Genomic DNA, 19,386 nt, shown 5'->3' with positions numbered 1-19,386 from the left:
ATTTACATCATGTCTTATTTAGCCATTACTGAACTACAAAAATACTATGACAGTTACCATGCGTTACGCGGCATTAATTTATCAATAAAAGAAGGTGAGTTTGTTGTCTTTGTTGGTCCATCTGGTTGTGGCAAGTCAACCTTACTAAGAACCATTGCCGGCTTAGAATCCAGTTCCAGTGGTTCGATCAATCTTGATGGTCGAGATATTACAGAGCTTGCTTCGTCAAAACGAGACTTGGCAATGGTTTTCCAGTCTTACGCTCTTTATCCACATATGACTGTGGCGGATAATCTTTCTTTTGCTTTGCGATTAGCGAAAGTACCGGATGAAGAAGTTAAAGAAAAAGTTCGATCTGTATCCGCTTCATTGCAACTTGATCCTTTACTGGAGCGTAAGCCAAAAGAGCTTTCTGGTGGTCAGCGTCAAAGGGTTGCCATTGGCCGTGCGATTGTTCGCCAACCTAAAGTCTTTCTTTTTGATGAACCGTTATCAAATTTAGATGCGGCATTACGTGTACAGATGCGTTTAGAACTGGCTAGATTACACAAAAAGCTTGGTACTACAATGATTTATGTTACTCATGATCAGGTTGAGGCGATGACGTTGGCAGACCGAGTGGTTATTCTTAATGCCGGATCGATTGAGCAAGTGGGGACACCATTAGAGCTATACCGTCAGCCAAACAGCCGTTTTGTGGCTGAATTTATTGGTACGCCTAAAATGAATTTGTTGCCAACTGAAAACATGATTCGTCAAGAAAATGAGTTGGTTTTCCAATTAGGTGATGGTGAAATTCGCTTCCCAACGGCTCGCATCAGTGGCCCTATACCCAGTTCAATTGTTCTTGGTATTCGCCCTGAACACATGAGTTTGTCAGAGGAAAAAGGCGATCTTAATGGGCGCATTGAACTGATTGAACACTTAGGTTCTGAAGCCTACGCACACATTCAGCTTAGCAGTAATCAGACAATTATTGTGAAAGTACCTGCACGCAGTGATATTAAAGATGGTCAGTTAGTTAATATTAATATTGATCGTGATGAAATGATTCTTTTTAACGAAAGTGATCGGGTTATTTCTCTTCTTGCTGAGGAAGTCGAAGATGTCTGATTTTCTCAAAATTGAACGAAACGCTGAGAGAATGTCGACACAGAACTATGTGCGAGATGATATCACAGCCGGTGTCATGCACCTTGGGGTGGGAGCTTTTCATAGAGCGCATCAAGCGGTTTTTTTTGATCGTTTATTAGCACTCCCTGCAGGCAAAGATTGGGGGCTAGTTGGTGTTAATATTCGTTCTCAAGATCGAGTTGGTTTTTCACAATTAGAAAAGCAAAAAGGCGAATACGTGCTTAAGACTATGTCGGCCGATGGTCGAGTTGAGTACGAACATATTCGTTCTATTGTGCGGCTTATCGATGGTTCGACTGTGCCTAACTCAGTCGATGAGTTGATGTCTAATCCTACTATTCAACTGGTGACTTTTACCGTTACTGAGGGTGGATATTATCTAGATGAAAACAAACAGTTAATGCTAGATAATCATTTTATTAAGGAAGATATAGCCTCGGGAAGAAATACGTTATATGCCTTTCTTTATGCTGGATTAAAGCTCCGCAGTGAAACCTCTAACTCTAAGGTTACTTTGCTAAGCTGTGACAATCTTCGTCATAATGGAACGTTATTGAAAACAGGCTTGATTCAATTTCTACAAGCTAAAAATGATTTTGCATTAATCGATTGGGTTGAAGAAAACGTTTCATTCCCTTGTTCCATGGTGGATCGAATCACACCTAAACCAAGTCATCAACATGTCGATGATGTTCAAGCACGTTTTGGCGTAGCGGATGAGATGACTGTCATGGGTGAAGATTTCATTCAATGGGTTATTGAGGACGATTTTGCGGGTGAGAAGCCTTTATTAAATGAAGTCGGTGTTGAATTTGTCTCGGACGTAACTCCATTTGAAGAAGCTAAGATTCGAATACTCAATGCGGGACATACTGTTGTGACTTACCAAGCCGCGTTAAAACAGCTTACGTATTTCGATGAAGCGATGCAGGATGCGCAACTAAAGCAATATTTTACGGATTTTATTAAACAAGATTCGATTCCAGCTATTGGGGAATCAATTGTCGATCTACCCGCTTATTATGACGTGATTGCTCAACGTTTTAGTAACCGTAATATTGGTGATACCGTAGAGCGTATCTGTACAGATGGCTATGCGAAATTTGCTATTTTTGTTTACCCAACATTAGCCGAAATCTATCGTTTAGGAGGAAATCCTTACAAAACGATTGAAGGTATTGCGAGTTGGTTTGTGTTTATCAATAAGGTGGCTAAAGGTAAATTATCGATTACTTATAATGAACCAAATATTGATAAGTTATCGGCTTTTACGGATGACGAAGCCGGAATTAATGCGTTTGTCACAGACCGTTTTTTATGGCAAAAGGTTCCAGAAGAGTATCCGAAATTTACTCAGGATCTAACAAACGCGATTAAAAACGCCCTATAAGAAACACCATACAAAATGAGAGACTACCTATAGATTTTGGTTAATCATACTAGGTAGTAAACGTATGTTTTGCAGAGAATAAAGGATCATAGTATGCAGAAAAGTAATCAAGATTTAACAAATAAAGTCGCCCTTATCACTGGTGCCGCAGGCGGTATTGGATTGGCTATTGCCGAGACCTACTTGGCAAACGGTGCTCAGGTCATGTTAACGGATTATCCGCAAAAACGACCTGACTCCCTGTCTAAACTAGTAGAAAAATACCCAGATCAAGCGTTGTATATCGGATGTGATGTTTGTGACCCTAACGGAGTGGATCAGTTAATATCAGAGACTTTGAACGCATTTCAAAAAATTGACATTCTTGTGAATAATGCGGCTGTTTTTGATTTGGCGCCTCTTCTAGACGCGACAGAGGACAGTTTTGACCGTCTTTTTAGTATCAATGTAAAGGCGTTGTTTTTTATAATGCAAAAAGTCGCAAAGAAAATGATTGAATTAGGTGTCCAGGGGCGAATCATTAATATGGCATCACAAGCGGGTCGTCGTGGCGAGGCTTTAGTGTCGCATTATTGTGCTACCAAAGCGGCTGTTATTAGCTATACTCAATCTGCCGCGTTAGCCTTTGCTGAGCATAACATTACTGTAAATGCGATCTCACCGGGTGTCATTGATACGCCTATGTGGGCTGAAGTGGACGCCTTGTTTGCAAAATATGAACACTTGCCACTAGGAGAAAAGAAAATAGCTGTTGGTAAGGCTGTTCCGTTAGGCTATATGGGGCAACCAGAAGAGATTGCCTCAGTTGCTTTATTTTTGGCTTCTGATGGGGCTAGCTACATTACCGCACAAACTTATAATGTAGATGGTGGTAATGTTATGAGTTAACAACGGCCTTTTTTTGTTGTTTTCTTTTTTTAGGGGGGACGTTTCGTTCTCTGAATATTTTAGGAATCACAATGTCCATTACAAAAAACAAAACACCTGAATATGAAATCCTTGGTGATACTATTGACACTATTCGCTATCTAGAGCATGGTTTTCCTAGCGATTTGGTTCGTTGGCATGCTCACGATGATTATGAATTGCATTTAATAGTATCAACCAAAGGCAAAGTGTTTGTAGGCGACTATATTGGTTCATTCTCTCCTGGACAGATTATATTAGTAGGGCCTAGATTACCTCATAATTGGGTGTGTCAAAACGATCAAGATCCAGTTGAAGTGCGTGATATGGCCATTCGTTTTGATCATCAATCCTTCTCTGAAGGTATGAAAATAATACCTGAATTCTCAGAATTACTTCCCCTTTTAGCAAAAGCGAAATCTGGTATAGAGTTTCTTAATCTTGATTTGAATGAACTGATTAGACGATTTCAAGAAATACGTGATGCACAAGGATTAAGTAAATTATTGCTTACCTTGTCTTTATTACATACTTTAGCGAACTGTCAAAACTATCGGTTACTTTCAACTGTTCAGATAGATCAAAAAACGAGTGAAGTTCAGCAGCGTAAAATCAATACCGTTGTTGATTACGTCTCTCAAAATTTTAATGATGACATTAGTTTGTCTAATGCTGCGAATCTTATCGGTATGTCGGATAGCCATTTTTCCCGCTTTTTTAAAAAGGCAACCGGTAACCGTTTTATTGAATTTGTGAATCGTGTGCGTATCAGCAGAGCCTGCAACCTGCTTGCAGAAACGGATTCTCAAGTGGCGACTATTTGCTTTCAAGTGGGCTTTAACAATATTGCTAATTTTAATCGTCGATTCCATGAGTTAAAAGGTGTTACCCCAAGAGAGTTTCGGGTGCAACAATCGAATAATAATGAAATGAAAATTGCAACTATTCTTTAAGATATCCTTTTCTTCTATACTAATGAAACAGACTGGTCTTTTTTACCTTTTGATACACTTTACCCCTAACCCTATTCTTAAGCTCCTAGATGAAAGTCAATTTATATCATTACTTTCTAATAAAAGTCATATTCCATTAAAGGCTTTGAATACAAGGCCGATTACATCTTACTAGAGATATTTTTTTAATGTTTGTCATAACGCATATGGTATAACATTGATAGCAACATATTCAGTTATCACTTTTTTTATACTAATATTCAACATGTTTTTGATGGTGTTATGATTTGGGCAAAGTGACGTCGTCTTGTGTAACAAAAATAACTTTATATAGAAAAACCATTTAATGGTTTTCTACCTTGTGATAGGCAAATAAGGAATGATTTAATGAGTTTAAATCAATTATTTGATCCGGCGGAGCATGATGAAATTGTGATGGATTGCTTCCTACAAATGTGGAAGCATTCGGCTGATCTCATGTTCATCATGGCGTTAGAAGAGGATGGTACTTTTTCTTTATTTGATAATAACCCCGCCTCCCGAAAGGTAATGGGTTTGGATGAGTCAGTAAATGTTCATCGTCTTGATATCATGCCTATGTTTGGTGAAAATGTTGCGAATGAGCTTTATCAAACCTACAGAGAAGTGATTCAGAATAAGACGCCTATTTCTAAAGAACAACAAAATATTCGAATGGATGGGTCGAGTATTTATTTTGATACATTGTTTGTTCCCATATTTAACAATAAAGGTGAGCCTCGGTTTGTTTGTGGTGTCACTCGGGATATCTCAAAAATCAAAGAAGCGGAAAAGGTTGCGATAAAAGCGAATGAAAAATTAAAAGAATACAGTTATGCATTAGAAGAGATAAATCAGAATTTAGATGCAAAAGTAAAAGAGAGAACGCTTGAGTTAGAGAAATCGAAGAAAGTTGCAGAAGAAGCTCTGATGGCCAAGTCGTCTTTTGTAGCAAGAATGAGTCATGAAATTAGAACGCCTATTAACGCTGTTATCGGGTTAAGTGATCTTATTCTGAAAACGAACCTAGATCGTTACCAGGAAGATTTCATACGAAAAATTTTAGATTCTGGTGAGGTTCTATTAGATATTGTTAATGATGTTCTCGACTTCTCAAAGATGGAAGCGGGAAAATTAGTTATTGAAAAAATTGCTTTTTCCGTAGAAAAGACCGTTCATAGAGTTATAAATATGAATGCGATAAAAGCGAGTGAAAAGACGCTAGAGCTCATTTGTCATATTGACCCAAAAGTGCCAGCAATACTTATTGGTGATCCTCTCAGAATACAGCAGATTTTAGTGAACTTGATTAGTAATGCTATTAAATTTACTGAGAAAGGCCAAGTATGCTTAACCGTAAAGTGCGAAGAACGTACGTTTCAAGAAGTCATCTTGATTTTTTATGTCTCTGATACAGGTATTGGTATATCTAAAGAACAGAGTTGTCATTTATTCCAATCTTTTAATCAAGCGGATACCAGCATTACTCGTAAGTATGGTGGGACTGGTCTGGGGTTGTCTATTTCCAATCAACTTTGTGAATTAATGGGTGGGAACATTCATTTGGAAAGTGAACTGGGAAAAGGAACGACATTTACCGTCTCTCTGCCTTTGAGTACTCACCTTCAACAAGTATCTCAAGAAAGAAGACGTAAGCCTTTTCGCCATGTAGCAAGGGTCCCTGACTTGTCAAAATTTCGTGTCCTAGTCGTGGATGATCACCTCATCAATACGCATGTAGCAATAGGGTATCTAGAAGAGACTGGGGTGGCCATTGACACAGCAACAAATGGATTGGCGGCTCTAAGTAAAATTGAAAATACGCAATACGATTTGATTCTTTTAGACATACAAATGCCTGAAATGGATGGCTTTACGGTTGCAAAAAAAGTGAGAAACGAACTAAGGCTTGAAAATGTGCCTATTATTGCAATGACGGCTCATGTTAATGAAGAAGCCATTGAAACCTCTTACCTCAACGGCATGAATGATCATATTGGCAAACCGATCGACAAACGGGTTTTGTATGAAAAACTACACCATCACCTTTTATCGCGTAGTAATCATGACCTTAATTTCACACCGCCCTCAGTAGAGGCCAGAATTAAGTTGGCTCAATATCCTCTTGATAAAGTCGATGAAAGAGATACTACCATTTTATCGGATATGTCCTTAATAGAATGGTTCGATGTCGAACGGGGCGTTCAAAATATGGGGAACATGCCTTTGCTATACCTCGATGTTGTCCACTTTTTTTTCAAGCAATATAATCAACAACTGGATGCACTTTTTAAACTTAAAATGGCTAAGGACAAGCATGAAATTTTAGAGTTTGCGCATGCACTTAAATCTGGCTCTGCTTATGTTGGTGCCTTCGAGCTTTCATTCAGCTGTGCTAAATTAGAAGATGAAATACGAAATAATAGTGGATCAGATGCCTTTTTTATAGCCGTTTTGTACTCCCTTCAAAGGCATATAGAAGGATTAAGATCTGTATTTCCTGAAGGGCCGAGTCTAAACGTAATAGATAAATCTGATTGTATTGAGTCAAATTCCCTACAGATTCAAAAGGTGTTAGTTCAACTCTTACCACTGTTAAAAAACTCCGATTTTGCCGCCGAACATTATTTCGATACGTTACATTCATTGGTTGCTAATACCGAGTATGTAAGCCAAGTAGGTGAGCTTGTTTGGAATGTGGAGGAAGTTGAGTACGAAAGAGCGGCCATTATTGCTCAAGATTTGCTAGATAAAATGCAAGGTATCGATCCATGATTGAAACGCAACGGGTCCTAGTAATTGATGATGAAAAAATTAATCTAAAAATTATAGGCGATATTTTACGCAATGATGTGAATGTGACACTGGCAAAAAGTGGTGCACAAGGGATAAGAAAAGCCATTGAGGTAAAGCCTGATTTAATTTTACTTGATATCCTAATGCCTGATATGGATGGATTTGAAACTATGGAAGTTTTAAGCCGTGATGTCAGAACGTGTGCTATCCCAGTTATCTTTATTACGGCTTTAAATGATGCCATGCATGAAGAAAAAGGATTGTTGCTAGGCGCAAGTGATTACATTCATAAACCGTTTAATACTGAAATTATAAAAGCCAGAATTAATTTACACTTACAATTGGCTAAGCAAAGACGAATGTTAGAGTACCTTGCCAATATAGACCCTTTAACATCACTGGCCAACAGAAGAAAGTATCAAGAAAAACTGCAAAAAAAGTGGGACGAGGCCCTAGTTGCAAAATCCCCTCTTTCTTTGGTCGTGATAGACATAGATGATTTTAAAAAATTTAATGACCAGCATGGGCATGCTGAAGGCGATAAGGTGTTACAGCGAGTGGCTAAAGTCTTGTCGAATCATTTTGAGCGGCCTGTCGATCTGGTTGCACGATATGGAGGAGAAGAGTTTGTTGTATTATTGCCGGAGTGTGATAAAGAATACGCAATGGAAGTGGTTACTGAATGTGTAAAGGACGTTTCTGAGTTGCCGCATACTATCAATAAAGACAAAAAATGTAACACAGTCACCATAAGTGCTGGCGGAGTGACTTATATTCCAAGATTGAGTGATGATGTTGGTAGCCTATTTAGCGCCGCTGATAAGATGCTGTATCTGTCAAAGAAAAAGGGTAAAAATTGTGTGCTATGGTTTGAAGGCGATTTGCTTAACTCAGCGTAAACTCTATAGCATGCCAAGGATTATTACTTTTTGTATTAAGGAGTTATCCATCTTGTGTTTGCTAGTTGGAGCGTTGGAATTAGAGGGTATCCGTATTAAGGAGTCTGCATTATTCAAACTGCTTTTCGGATGATCGTTTTTTAAATTCAATTGGGTTATCTATATCACTAATTTGACTAATGTGAATTGGTTGTCCTTTTTCATTCAAAATCACCAAACCAATACCTGAATGATTCACCAGCCGTTCACCCTTTGATGCATTGCTGGGTTTTCTCGCTGAAACCCACATTCCTCTTCTTTTTGTAAACCAATTCAAAGGCGACCAAGGTGCATAAAGCCAGCGATTTAATCGATCAAACCAGTTGAGTAATGTGGTTGGGAATTCGTTTTTAATGCCACTGCTGGTGATTTGCCAAATATTAGGGCTGTTTTTGCGACCTTTTAGAGTAATGTCGTAGACAAAGGAGTAGTGAACATCACCGGATAAAATAACGAAGTTGTGTGGTGTTTTTGGGTGTCTAAATAGATTCATCAAGGCATAGGCGGAACCAGGATGAGCCATCCAGTTTTCTGCATCCACCATCAATGGGTGACCAAACCAAGTGAAAACCCTCTGTACAGTTTCAATAAGTTTAACGCCAAAAATAGGCGCAGGAGAAACGAGTATAACGGCGTTTTGATTATTGATCAGAGTGTGTTGTAAATCAGTAAGTGCCTCCCAATCCATTAACCCAGATGGGCGGTTCGGTTTGTTTTCAGAGACCCATCTGCGAGTTCGAGTATCCAGTACGACTAATGGCGGAGAAGTAGACCATTCATAATGCCAATTATCAAAATTGAGTAACTCCGTTATAACGTTATCATGCCGTTTTTGTGTATTATCATTAAAAAGAGCGTCGAGCGCATTCATTTTGGTATCATCAAATGCACTTGGTTTATTCCCCCATCCTTGAAACAGTAAATACGCGATGAGGGCATTGCCTATTATTCGTCTAGAAAGTGGATTTTCATAAGCTGATTCTTCCCAAGCTAAATTCAGGTTCCAATCGTCAGTTACATCATGGTCATCAAATATCATGGCGGTTGGAAGATGAGCCATTGCCCTTTGTACTTTGAATAGGTCTGCTTTGAAATTTAAAATAATGGCTTTTTCTTTATCATAAAGCGCTTTCTCTTCTGCGGACACTATTTGTTGAGGGCATTCTAAAGTGACAAAACGCCAACATGTAGGGGACCAAACCAGTAAGTACATGGCGATCATTTCACTTAAGGTCATTAAGTGATTATCGGCTGTATCAGATGTAAAAACGGGTTTTTTTACGCCGCCAAAAAACTGCTTACGTAGGTCTTTGGTTTTTTTAGAATGAGGTAAAAGTTCCTGTCTTTTGTAATAGTAAGCTTTATTAGAATGAAGTTCTGAATCGTCTGACAGGTCAGATCCTTCTAGCTGTTCACTAGACAACCCCAGTGCTTCAATAACTTGATGTACTGCATGCAACATTGGTCCAGCCACATCATCCGCATAAATTTGATCCCCTGACAAAATAAGCAACGAAGGCCAATCATTAACGGTTGACGATGCCAGCAAATCATCTACTATTTTTAGTCCATCGGTATTGTGATGACTATTGAAATGCGGCTTACGGCATGATCCATGTAATAGTTTTGATACTGTATTTTGTAAAATAAAGCCAAAGGCATTTTTGTTTTGGTAATACAAATCGGAAGCCCAGTCAGACATGGCATAGATCTTACTGGATGGTGTTTCTTGCAAACTAATATTGTAATTAATCCAAGTGTCGTAAGGTAAAGAGTCTTTTGGAATAATGTGGATGAAATGTAAGAAAAGATGTTTTCCTAGGCGCATACACCTTTGTGTAACGTGCAGTGCTTTATTCTCAGCAGACAGCTCAGCCTCTTTGTACTTTAAAGAACAGGTAGGGGTGAATGCGATACTGGTAGCGAGCCATAAAGTGACTTCATTTGATGTTGTTTTTCGCAGTATGGGGCCAGCGATTACAGGTGGGAGCGAATGTGGGTTGGTATCGTCTGTAGTTAGCATTCTTTACTCTAAGGTAATGCGTTTTCGAGCAGTTCTCTTCCAAGAACACGTTTAAACAGTTTTATCAGCTTTATATTGTTATAAAACTCATGGGCTAAGCAACCATTTACGATTAAATCAAGCCACTCATCTGTCCCCGGCCTCTTCACATGGGACCTTAATGTTCCTTCTTGAGTAAAGCCTAAGTGAAGAGTGTTATTTTGACTACTCATATTATCTGAGTAAACATAGCTATACACTTTAAAAAGCCCAGCTTGTTTAAACGCAAATTCTAGCACAAGAAGAGTCGCTTCCAGAGACTGCCATCCATTTCCTTTATCTGGAAAACCAATAAGAAGTTCCGCTCTGGAATTTAAAAAATTAATATCTACCAAGGAAGCGAGTCCTACTGGCTGAGCGTCTTGCTCAATAATCCATTCTATTTTATTTGTTTCTAACGGACTTTTCTGTGAAAGGGCGATGCTTTCATTTACCGCTTCAACAGAGGTTTTATGGAACATGTTGTATTTATTTCTAAAGACATCATTATTTCTTATCTTTAGTAAATAATCGAAGTGATCGTCTGATACCCTAGCTAACGTTAGTCGCTTTCCGATTAAGGGCGTATTCCATAATGCCGGCAGCTTTAGAAGGTTTGTTTGGATATCTGACCTTAAACTCTGATGAGATTTTGGTGTATAGGATAGCGCTCGTTTAAAAACATTATAGGCTTTATCATTTTGCTTCTGGGCTAAAAAAGAGCGCGCTAGGGCCATATAGGTTGTTGGGTCTTTTGGGGATGTTTTGCACGCTTCAAGGGCATAACGTTGAGCTTCCTCTACTTCACTCGACTGCAATAACATGGTCGATAAAATCGTTTTGTAGAGTGAGTTATTATGGTCTAAATTAAGTGCTTTTTTTAACTCTAAAATGGCTTTTGGAAGGTTGTTTTCTGTGCCTTTTCCATAAGCGATGAGAATGCTATTAGCGTAAAAACTATGAGCGATCATGTTTTCTCGATCAATATTGTCGAGCGCCTCTGATAAATCAGCCCAGTTTTCGTTTAGTATTAAAATGTCGATGGCGGTTGGTTGCATAATGACCTAGGTCTCAGGTTTAAAATCATACTCATTGAACGGTCTTCCTTTCTTAATACTAACGGTAAAATTCCGGCTAGGAAACAGATAGAGTACCAAGGGAATCTTTACTTTTTTATTACTTTTACATTCTTAAAAGCTGATGGGTTTATGGTATCTTACTGACTGTATGTGTTTAATCTGTTCAAGAGCGACAATATGCTAACGTCAATCACAAAAAAATATCGAAAAATACTTCGGGAAAAAGCAATTTCGAGGGCCAAGACTCGAATTGTACTCGCAGGGAGAAAAGCGGAAGAGATGAGTGAGGAAGATCTTGAAGTTGTCGTTCAAGAAGAGGAGCAGAAAATAAAATCTGAAGTGAAGGAGAAAGGGCTTTTAGCTGTTCTTGCTCTACTCGGGATCAGTCTTTTTGGTTAGTTTATGATGAATCAAATTTTCCGCCTTACCTTTGTTACTTTTGTTTGGAAAAAATATAAGCGTGTCATTATTTCTTTAGTCGCTTTGCTCTTTTCCCTGTGGATGATTGAACAAATCCATCAGGATTTTGTTCAATACAGCCAATTAAACAATGATACAAGCTATCTTGCTGTGTCGTTTATTATCAAATGGGTTGTATTTCTGCTGGCAGCGGGACTGTTCATTTTTGTTAATACTATTCTCAAAACTAAAACGTCACCGTCAAAAAAACCTTCTCAGATTAGGTCCAAAAAACGATTCTTTTACAAAACATCTTCTCCAGACAAAACGTCATTAAGCAAGGCCGCTGACGACTCATCAAAGCCACAATCTGATCCGTTTGATGCAATTCGTAGTAAAACTAAACTAAGATCTAAGGCGGATCTCGTTCTAGAACCAGATAAAAAGAAACAATAACTTAATGCTTTTAGATTCTCTGTTAATTTCATTATTTATATTTTTACTTGTTTCTATTAGATGATTTATTGTAATTCGTAAGATGATTTTTAGCTGTGTTATTATTAATTTTAGGTCTTCAAATTTACTATGTTAATTAAAATTCTTTAATTGATTTTGAGATTATTTTGTTTAAAGTAATGATGTAAAAATAATTAAATCGAATTGTCTAAAGGCGTTGTTAATTTTTGACTGTAAGTGTACTTTTTTAATCCTCATTATGAGATGCTTTGTATTATGATGACTGGCTTAAAAAATTATTATAAAAATTGATATGAGGCGATGAAAATGAATACTATTTTAGACTTTTTCTCTAGCTGTACTCTAAGGCGTTATTTTTAATGAGTGAGACATTAAATAGTATACTAAACAAGCACTTATTGGATAAGGGATTAGGTGATCGAACGGCATTTATAGAAGAATTACGTGCCTATATAGATGATTTAGAGAAACAAAATGGCTTTCTAAAAAACTCTCTTGAGTTGACAACAACTGAATTGGTCCAACGGTATGAGCGGTTAGAACTCAGTAATCACTTATTTGAAGCCACATTTAATGCGGCTAGAGACGCCATGTTGGTGACGGAAATTGGCAGTGATACTTTTATTTTTAATGATGAATTTAAAAATGTGTGGTGTTTACCTGAAGAATGGGCTGGTGAAATCGATCAGGTCAGTTGTGTTGAGCATATTTTAGCATTAGTTCTTGATCCTGATGGTTTTACAAGTAAAGTTCTTGAAGATGCGTCATCTTCAGAGAATCGTTCTGGGGTATTAGAGTTAAAAGATGGCCGGTTGTTAGAATATGAATGTAGAATTCGATATTTTCAGGGAGAGAATATCGGTCGCTTATATTGCATTAATGACATAACCCAATTGGTAAAAAGTCAGAAGGTCCTTGAACAATCTCAACATGATTTATTGCAGGCCCACAAGTTGTCTCAAATGGGGGCTTGGTCATTAGACCTAACCACTAATACGATAACCCTTTCTAAAGGTCTACTTACTTTATTTGGTTTGCCGAGTGATGATTCTCATTGGAGTATTGAGCGGTATTTATCCTGTATCCCTGAAAATGAAAGAGAAAAAGTCGATAAATCCATTTCTAATTCACTATCCTACAAAAGTGTTTTTCAGGTAGAGCACCGATTTATCACTCCGAGAGGGAAAGAGCATTACGTTAGTGTTCAAGGCGGCTTTGAGAAAAAAACACAACATATGCCGCCACGATTGCTAGGTTTGCTTAAAGACATCACCAAAGACAAAGACTCGATAAACCGAATTAAGCTATCTTCACAATTTTTCCATTCATCTTTTCAAGGGAATATTTTGATGGATAGAAATCACAATGTGCTGGATTTTAATACGGCTGCAGCCGAGATATTAGACCTTGAAGAAAGGGCTTTTTCAGAAAATGTAAACAGTCGTTTATCTTCAGTTTTTACCCATGAGCTGTCTAACAACGAAATATGGATGAGGGTGTACTCAGATCAAAAATGGTCAGGAGAAGTAAATTTTCAGGATGAGCGCCTTTTGGGAAAAACTTTATGGCTTTCATTAGAGGCTTATTTTGATGATGAAGGGGTATTAACCAATTATCTTGTTATTTTTAGTGACATATCAGAGTCTAAAAAAGCTCAAGTACAATTAAAACAATTAGCCTACTACGATGCTCAAACATTGCTGCCGAATCGAACTCGCTTTGAACAGTATTTGATCAGTAAATTAGATAGAGCGCAAACGTTACCGGCGCCGATTGTATTAATATACCTTGATCTTGATCGCTTTAAATACGTCAATGACTCTCTGGGTCATGATGTTGGTGATGAGCTGCTTGTCAATGTGGCTAGAAGATTAAAAGATGAAACTCAAAATCAATCAATGGTTGCGCGTCAAGGCGGAGATGAGTTCGTTATCGTTCTAGAAGGCGATGTCTCACGGCCAGTTATCGAGAAAAAGGCTCAAGGGATTATTGACGCCTTATCTCTGCCATTTAATTTACAGGGCCATCAAGTCTTCGTCGGTGCGAGTATGGGGATTGTAAATTTGCCAGAACACGCATCAGATTGTGTTACCGCCATGAAATATGCGGATATAGCTTTATATAAAGCGAAAAATGCGGGTAAAGGGTGTTATCGTTTTTGGCATAATGAATTTTTAAAAGAGGCGACACCAGACAGAATGTTAATTGAATCTCTTCTCAGGGAAGGGATTAAGAAGGATCAATTGGTTTTATTCTATCAGCCCATTGTTGATGCGAGTACTGGCAACATTCGCAGCCTTGAAGCTTTGGTTCGTTGGAATCATCCAGAAAAAGGCATGATACCTCCAGATGACTTTATACCCATTGCAGAAGAAACAAACCTAATACAGTATCTTGATGATTGGGTGATACATGAAGTTGCTAGACAGCAAAAAGAATGGAAGCGAAAAGGACTGCGCTTGTGCCCCGTTTCAATCAATATTTCGGCATCCCATATCAGCCTCCCCAGTTTATTGCGAACGTTTGAAGCGCTCATGCAAGAGCAGCCTTATTTAGTCAATTTGTTGCAAGTTGAGGTTACCGAGACGGCCATGATGATGGACCCTGACAACGCTACTTTGGTGCTAAATCAATTGTTTAGAATGGGCGTCACGTCCTCTATCGATGACTTTGGTTCAGGTTATACCTCTTTGGGGTATTTGAAAAAGTTAAATGCCGATGTATTGAAAATTGATCGATCTTTTATTGATGGTATTACGACTGATAATTTTGACCACGATGTTGCAAAAGCAATCATTGCATTAGCTGTCAGTATGTCGATGAAGGTTGTGGCTGAAGGTGTTGAAAATCAAGCGCAATGGTCAATGTTAAAAGAGTTTGGCTGCGATTACTTGCAAGGTTATTATTTTTATCGGCCGATGGTAAGTGATAAGGTTTATGAGTTACTAAAAAGAAATCAGGACAAGGAAGTGTAATAACAAGCAAGCTCAACAAGATCGATGAGCTTGCTTCCATAAAAAGACTATCCGTCGGCGTTAATTTTTTGAATGAGTTCTATTAACACCGAGTCGGCTTTATCGTTGTCAACCTGACACGTCCCCGCATTTAAATGGCCTCCACCATCGTATTGTAAGCAAAGCTCACCAACATTTGTATTGGAAGAACGGTTTAAGATAGATTTGCCAATGGCGTAAACCGTATTTTGCTGTTTTAACCCCCACATTTTATGAATGGAGATATTGCAGTCGGGATACATGGCATAAATGACAAAACGATTCGTTGCGTAAATAGTCTCTTCCTGTGTAAGGTCTAAGACAATTAGGTTCTTATGCCGTGTTGCACAACGAGCAATTTGCTCTTTTGCTAACACATTATGTTTGTTATAAAGCTCTACACGTTCAGCGACATCGTCTAATTGCAAGATCTCTTTGATGTCCATGTCTTTACAACAATCAATTAAATGCATCATTAATTGATAGTTTGATACCTTGAACTCTCTAAAGCGACCGAGGCCGGTTCTGGCATCCATAATAAAGTTCATTAATACCCAATCAGTGGGGTTTAATACTTCCTCTTCAGAAAATTGGGCGGCGTCCCCTTTATCTACCGCATCCATCATGTCCGTAGAAATATTAGGGAACCGTTCTAGTCCGCCGTAATAATCATAGACAACTCTGGCCGCTGATGGGGCATTAGGGTCTATTACATGATTTGATATATTTTTATCATTACGAACCGTTTCACTTAAATGGTGATCAAATGCAATGTGACAACCTGGCACATAAGGTAAGTTAGTTGTAATGTCGTTTGAAGTAATGTTTATTTTACCATCTTGCATGTCTTTCGGATGAACGAATAAAATGTCATCAATTAAATCAAGGTCTTTCAAAAGGACAGCGCAAACAAGGCCATCGAAATCACTGCGGGTTACCAGTCTAAATTTGGAGTCAGTCATAGTTTTTCCAAGATTAAATTTATTATGTAGTATTGTCATGCATCAGATTTTACTCTGTCATGCGATCAAAAATAAAATGTTGTAATGATTTTACCTGTTTTGACCAAATTTTGTAGCCTCGTGTATTGAGATGCAACAAATCATCTTCAAATAAATTGGTTTTTATCGTGCCCGAGCGATCTAAAAGCAATGAAAATAAGTCTAAATATTCCGTGTTTGGTCTTGTTTTTGCCAATCTTCTTAAGCCCTCATTGGTTTTGGTTATGGTGTCGTATTGTGGTGATCGTGATAAACTCGGTTTTATACTAATAATGGTGACTGGGATATGTGGCAAGTGAGAGTCTATTTTCTGCAATAATTCAATGTAAAGTTCTAATACTCGGTTACTGCTATGTAAGTTACCAATGTCATTATCGCCAGCGTATAGCACGATAGAACGGGGTTTTTGAGGCAGTACAATTCGTTCAAAATAGTAAACGCAAGCTTCAAGCGTTGCGGCTGAGAAACCTAGATTAACAATATCATTACGCCCAAGCTGAGAAGACAGATCGGGCCAATTACGTATGGTAGTTGAACCATAAAATGCCACTGGATTAGCATCATCTGGATTTTTTGATAAGCGGAATTCCAGTTCACGTACATCTGACTCAAACTCAACTTCTAATTGATTTAGTTTTTTGACATTTGAGCGATACCCTTCTTGAGAGCTTAAATCTGGTGTTGTGCTGATCTCTGCTGCCAGTTGAATCGCTTCTTCTACGTAGCCTCTAAAGGTGGTTTTATAGTCTTGAACAAAGGTCTGCACGGCATCAGGCTTGGTTATATCAATACTACTTGAAAGCTTAAATGCAGGTTTAATGACGACAGAATAGACAGTGTGATCCACTCTTTTATCAAAGTGTGCAACGGCAATGGGGACGATCCAAGGCTCTTCCGTTCCCATTGAGGCCGCAAGCTCGAAAATGGATGAACGCATTTCGCCAGGTGATTCATCCGTACTAAAGGATCGTCCTTCAGGGGCAATGAGCAAAGGTGTATTGGATTTTATCACGGCTTGACCGGCTTGAAGGAAGAGTTGGTTTAGTTCCTCATCTGAGTCCAATGACTCCCATGAATTGACAAACAAATTACCAAAGCGTTTGTAATAATCATCTCTCCAGAGTTCATTTTTTTGACTTCTTCTGACCACTCTAACACCCGCCACCCCATATTGTTTATCTAATATCATGCTGCTGATAAACTGAGCATCTAGAGGGAATTGAAAGCCATTTGGAAGGCAAGTACTGGAGGAATGACTTAAGTGATTATAGATGAATAAACTACCGGGCTTTTTGGGTAAGTTCTCTAAACCTTTTATCACATATGGCACTTGATGAAACGCCTGCTCAAAGAGAGAGACACTTTTACGACGAACGTCCGTAGCTGGAGTGTCACTTGGTAATTGAGTGATTTCATCGTAGGCACGTTGTAGATGTCTATAGAAACCGTTCTCTCTTTGTACATCTCTTAAAATGTCTAAACACATTCCAGAAATGGTTCTTTCAAGCATATTTCCAAAATGCAAACTTTTGTAGAGGAGCCCGAACGCTTCATCGGTTGTAACGGGGCTTTTTAGCAGTTCACCAATTTTATACAAAGGGGACGTTACTGGAAGTAATGCCGCATTTTGCTCTACCACATTGGTTACCGCAAAAACTTCATTATTTGATGTTTGTGATAGGTAACGCATTCGAGCCGCCAGTAAATGTGTACCTACTAACCATATGAGTCGATACCAATATTTTATATTAAGCGACGCATTGGCCAGTAATATTTGTCTGACATCTTCTCTCGATATATACAAAATAGTACTGTCTCTTGAGGCGATCATTGAGGTTCTATTTAGAATGTCTTTATCTGTTGTACACCAACCAAGAAGCGCACTTTTTCGAGAAATCGTTCTAGTGGTAAGGATGTCTCCGGTTTCGGTTTGATATCTCACAATAACCTTACCGTTTAGAAGAAAATAAAGGCCGTCGGCGTATTGATTCTGTTGGCTTATGATGTCACCTTGATGAACCAAGAGTTGTTGGGATGCCTTAGCGAATAATGTAATATCTGATTCGGTAAAGCTCTCAAAAAAAGAGGAAGCGTCTAGAATCTCTTTCGCCTTAGCAAAGTTATGGTTGCTTAAATCGTCTTTAATAAAAGGGCGAGTTTCTTCAAAAGCTAATGATTCATTAGAAAAAAATGGCTTGGTTTTATTTTGAATATCGGCCAATACAGAAAGACAAGTTTGGTACACAAAATGTAAAAATTGGTTGCCGAATTCAAGTTCGTTATCAAGCAGTGTTTTTAAGTCTACTATGGGCAAAGAGATTAAAGTGGTGTCTTCTAAGGTGGTGAATGTAGTGGCATAGCGTGAAGGATAACGTAACGCAGACCAACCTATCGGAGTGTTTGTCTCACTGATTGAGCCAACTTCATGTTCTTCTTTAGTCTCTTTGGAAGGAATCGAAATAGACACTTTTCCCTCAACTAAAAAGTACAGTGTATTACCTTGATCAGAGTGTTTAATAAGCACGTTATCTTTAGTCAAGGTGACTAACCTTGCCATAGAGATAATTCGCTCAATAATGGATTCAGACGTGTTTTCTAAAAAAGGTAATTGTCTAACAATATTTGCAACATCCATACAGGTTCCTTATAAATTAAGAAGGTCGTTTTATTGTGATTTTGCCACCAAATGCCGCAAAGTCATTTCCGCCAAGTCTACCTAACGGTTTAAGCATAGTACTGTCTATAAATGTATGATGTCCTTCTTGAGTGACGATGTCGTTTTCAACATGCATTCCTATAATTTCTAGATAAAATGCTTCAAATGCCGAATCTCCAACAGTGTGAACATCGTAAAGACGGCAGTGTAAGGCGACTTTTGCTTCAGCTACTCGAGGAAGAGAGTCACTAAAAGGCGCTAAGCTGAGCTCACATAAGTCAATTTCTGATTCACCATAGGGCAAAGAAGAGGCGCTCATATTAACGGCTTCCGCTAAGGCTTCTGAAGGAATATGCAAAACACATTCCTTTTCTCTTAATAGATTGACTTTAGTATCTTTGCCAATGGTTTCAGATTTATTACCAATAGAAACAACAAGCAAAGCGGGATCTGAGCCAATGGCATTAAAGTAAGAAAAAGGGGCTAGGTTAATGCTACCTGAATCATTTTTGGTCAAAATCCACGCGATTGGTCGAGGCGTTATGGTTTGGGTTATCAAATGATAGCGCTGATTTGCTGTTAAATTGTCAAAATCAAAAAACATA

Annotated in this window: 14 protein-coding genes; 9 read left to right on the top strand and 5 right to left on the bottom strand. The window is 38.4% G+C overall.

Annotated elements, in window-relative coordinates; translation table 11 throughout:
* The first annotated feature begins 9 nt into the window (after positions 1-9).
* The 6 genes from IEZ33_RS12670 to IEZ33_RS12645 all read left to right on the top strand — a co-directional run bounded on the left by IEZ33_RS12670 (position 10) and on the right by IEZ33_RS12645 (position 8,096).
* Positions 10-1,113 carry an ABC transporter ATP-binding protein gene (locus IEZ33_RS12670; protein ID WP_191600413.1) on the top strand — a complete coding sequence of 368 codons (1,104 nt, stop codon included), beginning with the start codon at positions 10-12 and terminating at the stop codon, positions 1,111-1,113.
* Positions 1,106-2,524 carry a mannitol dehydrogenase family protein gene (locus IEZ33_RS12665; protein WP_191600412.1) on the top strand — a complete coding sequence of 473 codons (1,419 nt, stop codon included), beginning with the start codon at positions 1,106-1,108 and terminating at the stop codon, positions 2,522-2,524. The genes IEZ33_RS12670 and IEZ33_RS12665 overlap by 8 nt, the downstream gene beginning before the upstream one ends.
* Before the next feature lie 93 nt (positions 2,525-2,617).
* On the top strand, positions 2,618-3,412 hold the full coding sequence (locus IEZ33_RS12660) for an L-iditol 2-dehydrogenase (protein WP_191600411.1): 795 nt from the start codon (positions 2,618-2,620) through the stop codon (positions 3,410-3,412).
* A gap of 71 nt (positions 3,413-3,483) precedes the next feature.
* A complete protein-coding gene (locus IEZ33_RS12655) occupies positions 3,484-4,383 on the top strand; it encodes an AraC family transcriptional regulator (RefSeq protein ID WP_191600410.1) in 900 nt (299 codons plus the stop codon).
* Positions 4,384-4,770: 387 nt separating this feature from the next.
* Positions 4,771-7,176: an ATP-binding protein gene (locus IEZ33_RS12650; RefSeq protein ID WP_191600409.1), complete on the top strand. Its 2,406-nt coding sequence runs from the start codon at positions 4,771-4,773 to the stop codon at positions 7,174-7,176.
* Positions 7,173-8,096: a diguanylate cyclase domain-containing protein gene (locus IEZ33_RS12645; RefSeq protein ID WP_191600408.1), complete on the top strand. Its 924-nt coding sequence runs from the start codon at positions 7,173-7,175 to the stop codon at positions 8,094-8,096. Before IEZ33_RS12650 ends, IEZ33_RS12645 begins: the two co-directional genes overlap by 4 nt.
* 109 nt (positions 8,097-8,205) lie before the next feature.
* On the opposite strand, the gene IEZ33_RS12640 is transcribed toward IEZ33_RS12645, so the two are convergent.
* Together IEZ33_RS12640 and IEZ33_RS12635 are read right to left on the bottom strand one after the other, a co-directional pair.
* Entirely contained in the window at positions 8,206-10,158 is a 1,953-nt protein-coding gene (locus IEZ33_RS12640; protein WP_191600407.1) for an alkaline phosphatase D family protein, read from the bottom strand.
* 8 nt (positions 10,159-10,166) lie between these two features.
* The gene (locus IEZ33_RS12635) at positions 10,167-11,234 is read right to left on the bottom strand and encodes a GNAT family N-acetyltransferase (protein WP_191600406.1); all 1,068 of its coding nucleotides are present in this window, start codon (positions 11,232-11,234) and stop codon (positions 10,167-10,169) included.
* Between the two features lie 198 nt (positions 11,235-11,432).
* Between IEZ33_RS12635 and IEZ33_RS12630 the strand changes: the two genes are divergently transcribed.
* From IEZ33_RS12630 to IEZ33_RS12620, 3 genes are all read left to right on the top strand, one after another.
* Positions 11,433-11,654 (top strand): hypothetical protein, encoded by a 222-nt coding sequence (locus IEZ33_RS12630; RefSeq protein ID WP_191600405.1) that lies wholly within the window; start codon positions 11,433-11,435, stop codon positions 11,652-11,654.
* 3 nt (positions 11,655-11,657) lie between these two features.
* The gene (locus tag IEZ33_RS12625; protein WP_191600404.1) at positions 11,658-12,110 is read left to right on the top strand and encodes a hypothetical protein; all 453 of its coding nucleotides are present in this window, start codon (positions 11,658-11,660) and stop codon (positions 12,108-12,110) included.
* Positions 12,111-12,490: 380 nt separating this feature from the next.
* The gene (locus IEZ33_RS12620) at positions 12,491-15,106 is read left to right on the top strand and encodes a bifunctional diguanylate cyclase/phosphodiesterase (RefSeq protein WP_191600403.1); all 2,616 of its coding nucleotides are present in this window, start codon (positions 12,491-12,493) and stop codon (positions 15,104-15,106) included.
* A gap of 47 nt (positions 15,107-15,153) precedes the next feature.
* On the opposite strand, the gene IEZ33_RS12615 is transcribed toward IEZ33_RS12620, so the two are convergent.
* Genes IEZ33_RS12615 through IEZ33_RS12605 form a run of 3 tightly spaced genes read right to left on the bottom strand, consistent with a single transcriptional unit; the run spans position 15,154 to position 19,385 of the window.
* Positions 15,154-16,086 (bottom strand): exopolyphosphatase, encoded by a 933-nt coding sequence (locus IEZ33_RS12615; RefSeq protein WP_191600402.1) that lies wholly within the window; start codon positions 16,084-16,086, stop codon positions 15,154-15,156.
* A 49-nt stretch (positions 16,087-16,135) separates the two neighbouring features.
* Positions 16,136-18,760: a cyclic nucleotide-binding domain-containing protein gene (locus IEZ33_RS12610; RefSeq protein WP_191600401.1), complete on the bottom strand. Its 2,625-nt coding sequence runs from the start codon at positions 18,758-18,760 to the stop codon at positions 16,136-16,138.
* A gap of 16 nt (positions 18,761-18,776) precedes the next feature.
* Entirely contained in the window at positions 18,777-19,385 is a 609-nt protein-coding gene (locus IEZ33_RS12605) for a flavin reductase family protein (RefSeq protein ID WP_191600400.1), read from the bottom strand.
* Between the last annotated feature and the right edge of the window lies 1 nt (position 19,386).

The sequence above is a fragment of the Marinomonas algicola genome (assembly GCF_014805825.1).
Lineage (GTDB): Bacteria > Pseudomonadota > Gammaproteobacteria > Pseudomonadales > Marinomonadaceae > Marinomonas > Marinomonas algicola.
Note: the sequence above shows the minus strand (reverse complement) of the source record. Positions and strands in the feature narration are given on the sequence as shown.

Excerpts from the sequence above, each read along its gene's own strand:
- IEZ33_RS12650 (WP_191600409.1), top strand. The coding sequence starts at position 4,771 with ATGAGTTTAAATCAATTATTTGATCCGGCGGAGCATGATGAAATTGTG.
- IEZ33_RS12660 (WP_191600411.1), top strand. The coding sequence starts at position 2,618 with ATGCAGAAAAGTAATCAAGATTTAACAAATAAAGTCGCCCTTATCACT.
- IEZ33_RS12625 (WP_191600404.1), top strand. The coding sequence starts at position 11,658 with ATGATGAATCAAATTTTCCGCCTTACCTTTGTTACTTTTGTTTGGAAA.
- IEZ33_RS12620 (WP_191600403.1), top strand. The coding sequence starts at position 12,491 with ATGAGTGAGACATTAAATAGTATACTAAACAAGCACTTATTGGATAAG.
- IEZ33_RS12610 (WP_191600401.1), bottom strand. The coding sequence starts at position 18,760 with ATGGATGTTGCAAATATTGTTAGACAATTACCTTTTTTAGAAAACACG.
- IEZ33_RS12640 (WP_191600407.1), bottom strand. The coding sequence starts at position 10,158 with ATGCTAACTACAGACGATACCAACCCACATTCGCTCCCACCTGTAATC.
- IEZ33_RS12670 (WP_191600413.1), top strand. The coding sequence starts at position 10 with ATGTCTTATTTAGCCATTACTGAACTACAAAAATACTATGACAGTTAC.
- IEZ33_RS12635 (WP_191600406.1), bottom strand. The coding sequence starts at position 11,234 with ATGCAACCAACCGCCATCGACATTTTAATACTAAACGAAAACTGGGCT.
- IEZ33_RS12605 (WP_191600400.1), bottom strand. The coding sequence starts at position 19,385 with ATGTTTTTTGATTTTGACAATTTAACAGCAAATCAGCGCTATCATTTG.
- IEZ33_RS12615 (WP_191600402.1), bottom strand. The coding sequence starts at position 16,086 with ATGACTGACTCCAAATTTAGACTGGTAACCCGCAGTGATTTCGATGGC.
- IEZ33_RS12655 (WP_191600410.1), top strand. The coding sequence starts at position 3,484 with ATGTCCATTACAAAAAACAAAACACCTGAATATGAAATCCTTGGTGAT.
- IEZ33_RS12665 (WP_191600412.1), top strand. The coding sequence starts at position 1,106 with ATGTCTGATTTTCTCAAAATTGAACGAAACGCTGAGAGAATGTCGACA.
- IEZ33_RS12645 (WP_191600408.1), top strand. The coding sequence starts at position 7,173 with ATGATTGAAACGCAACGGGTCCTAGTAATTGATGATGAAAAAATTAAT.
- IEZ33_RS12630 (WP_191600405.1), top strand. The coding sequence starts at position 11,433 with ATGCTAACGTCAATCACAAAAAAATATCGAAAAATACTTCGGGAAAAA.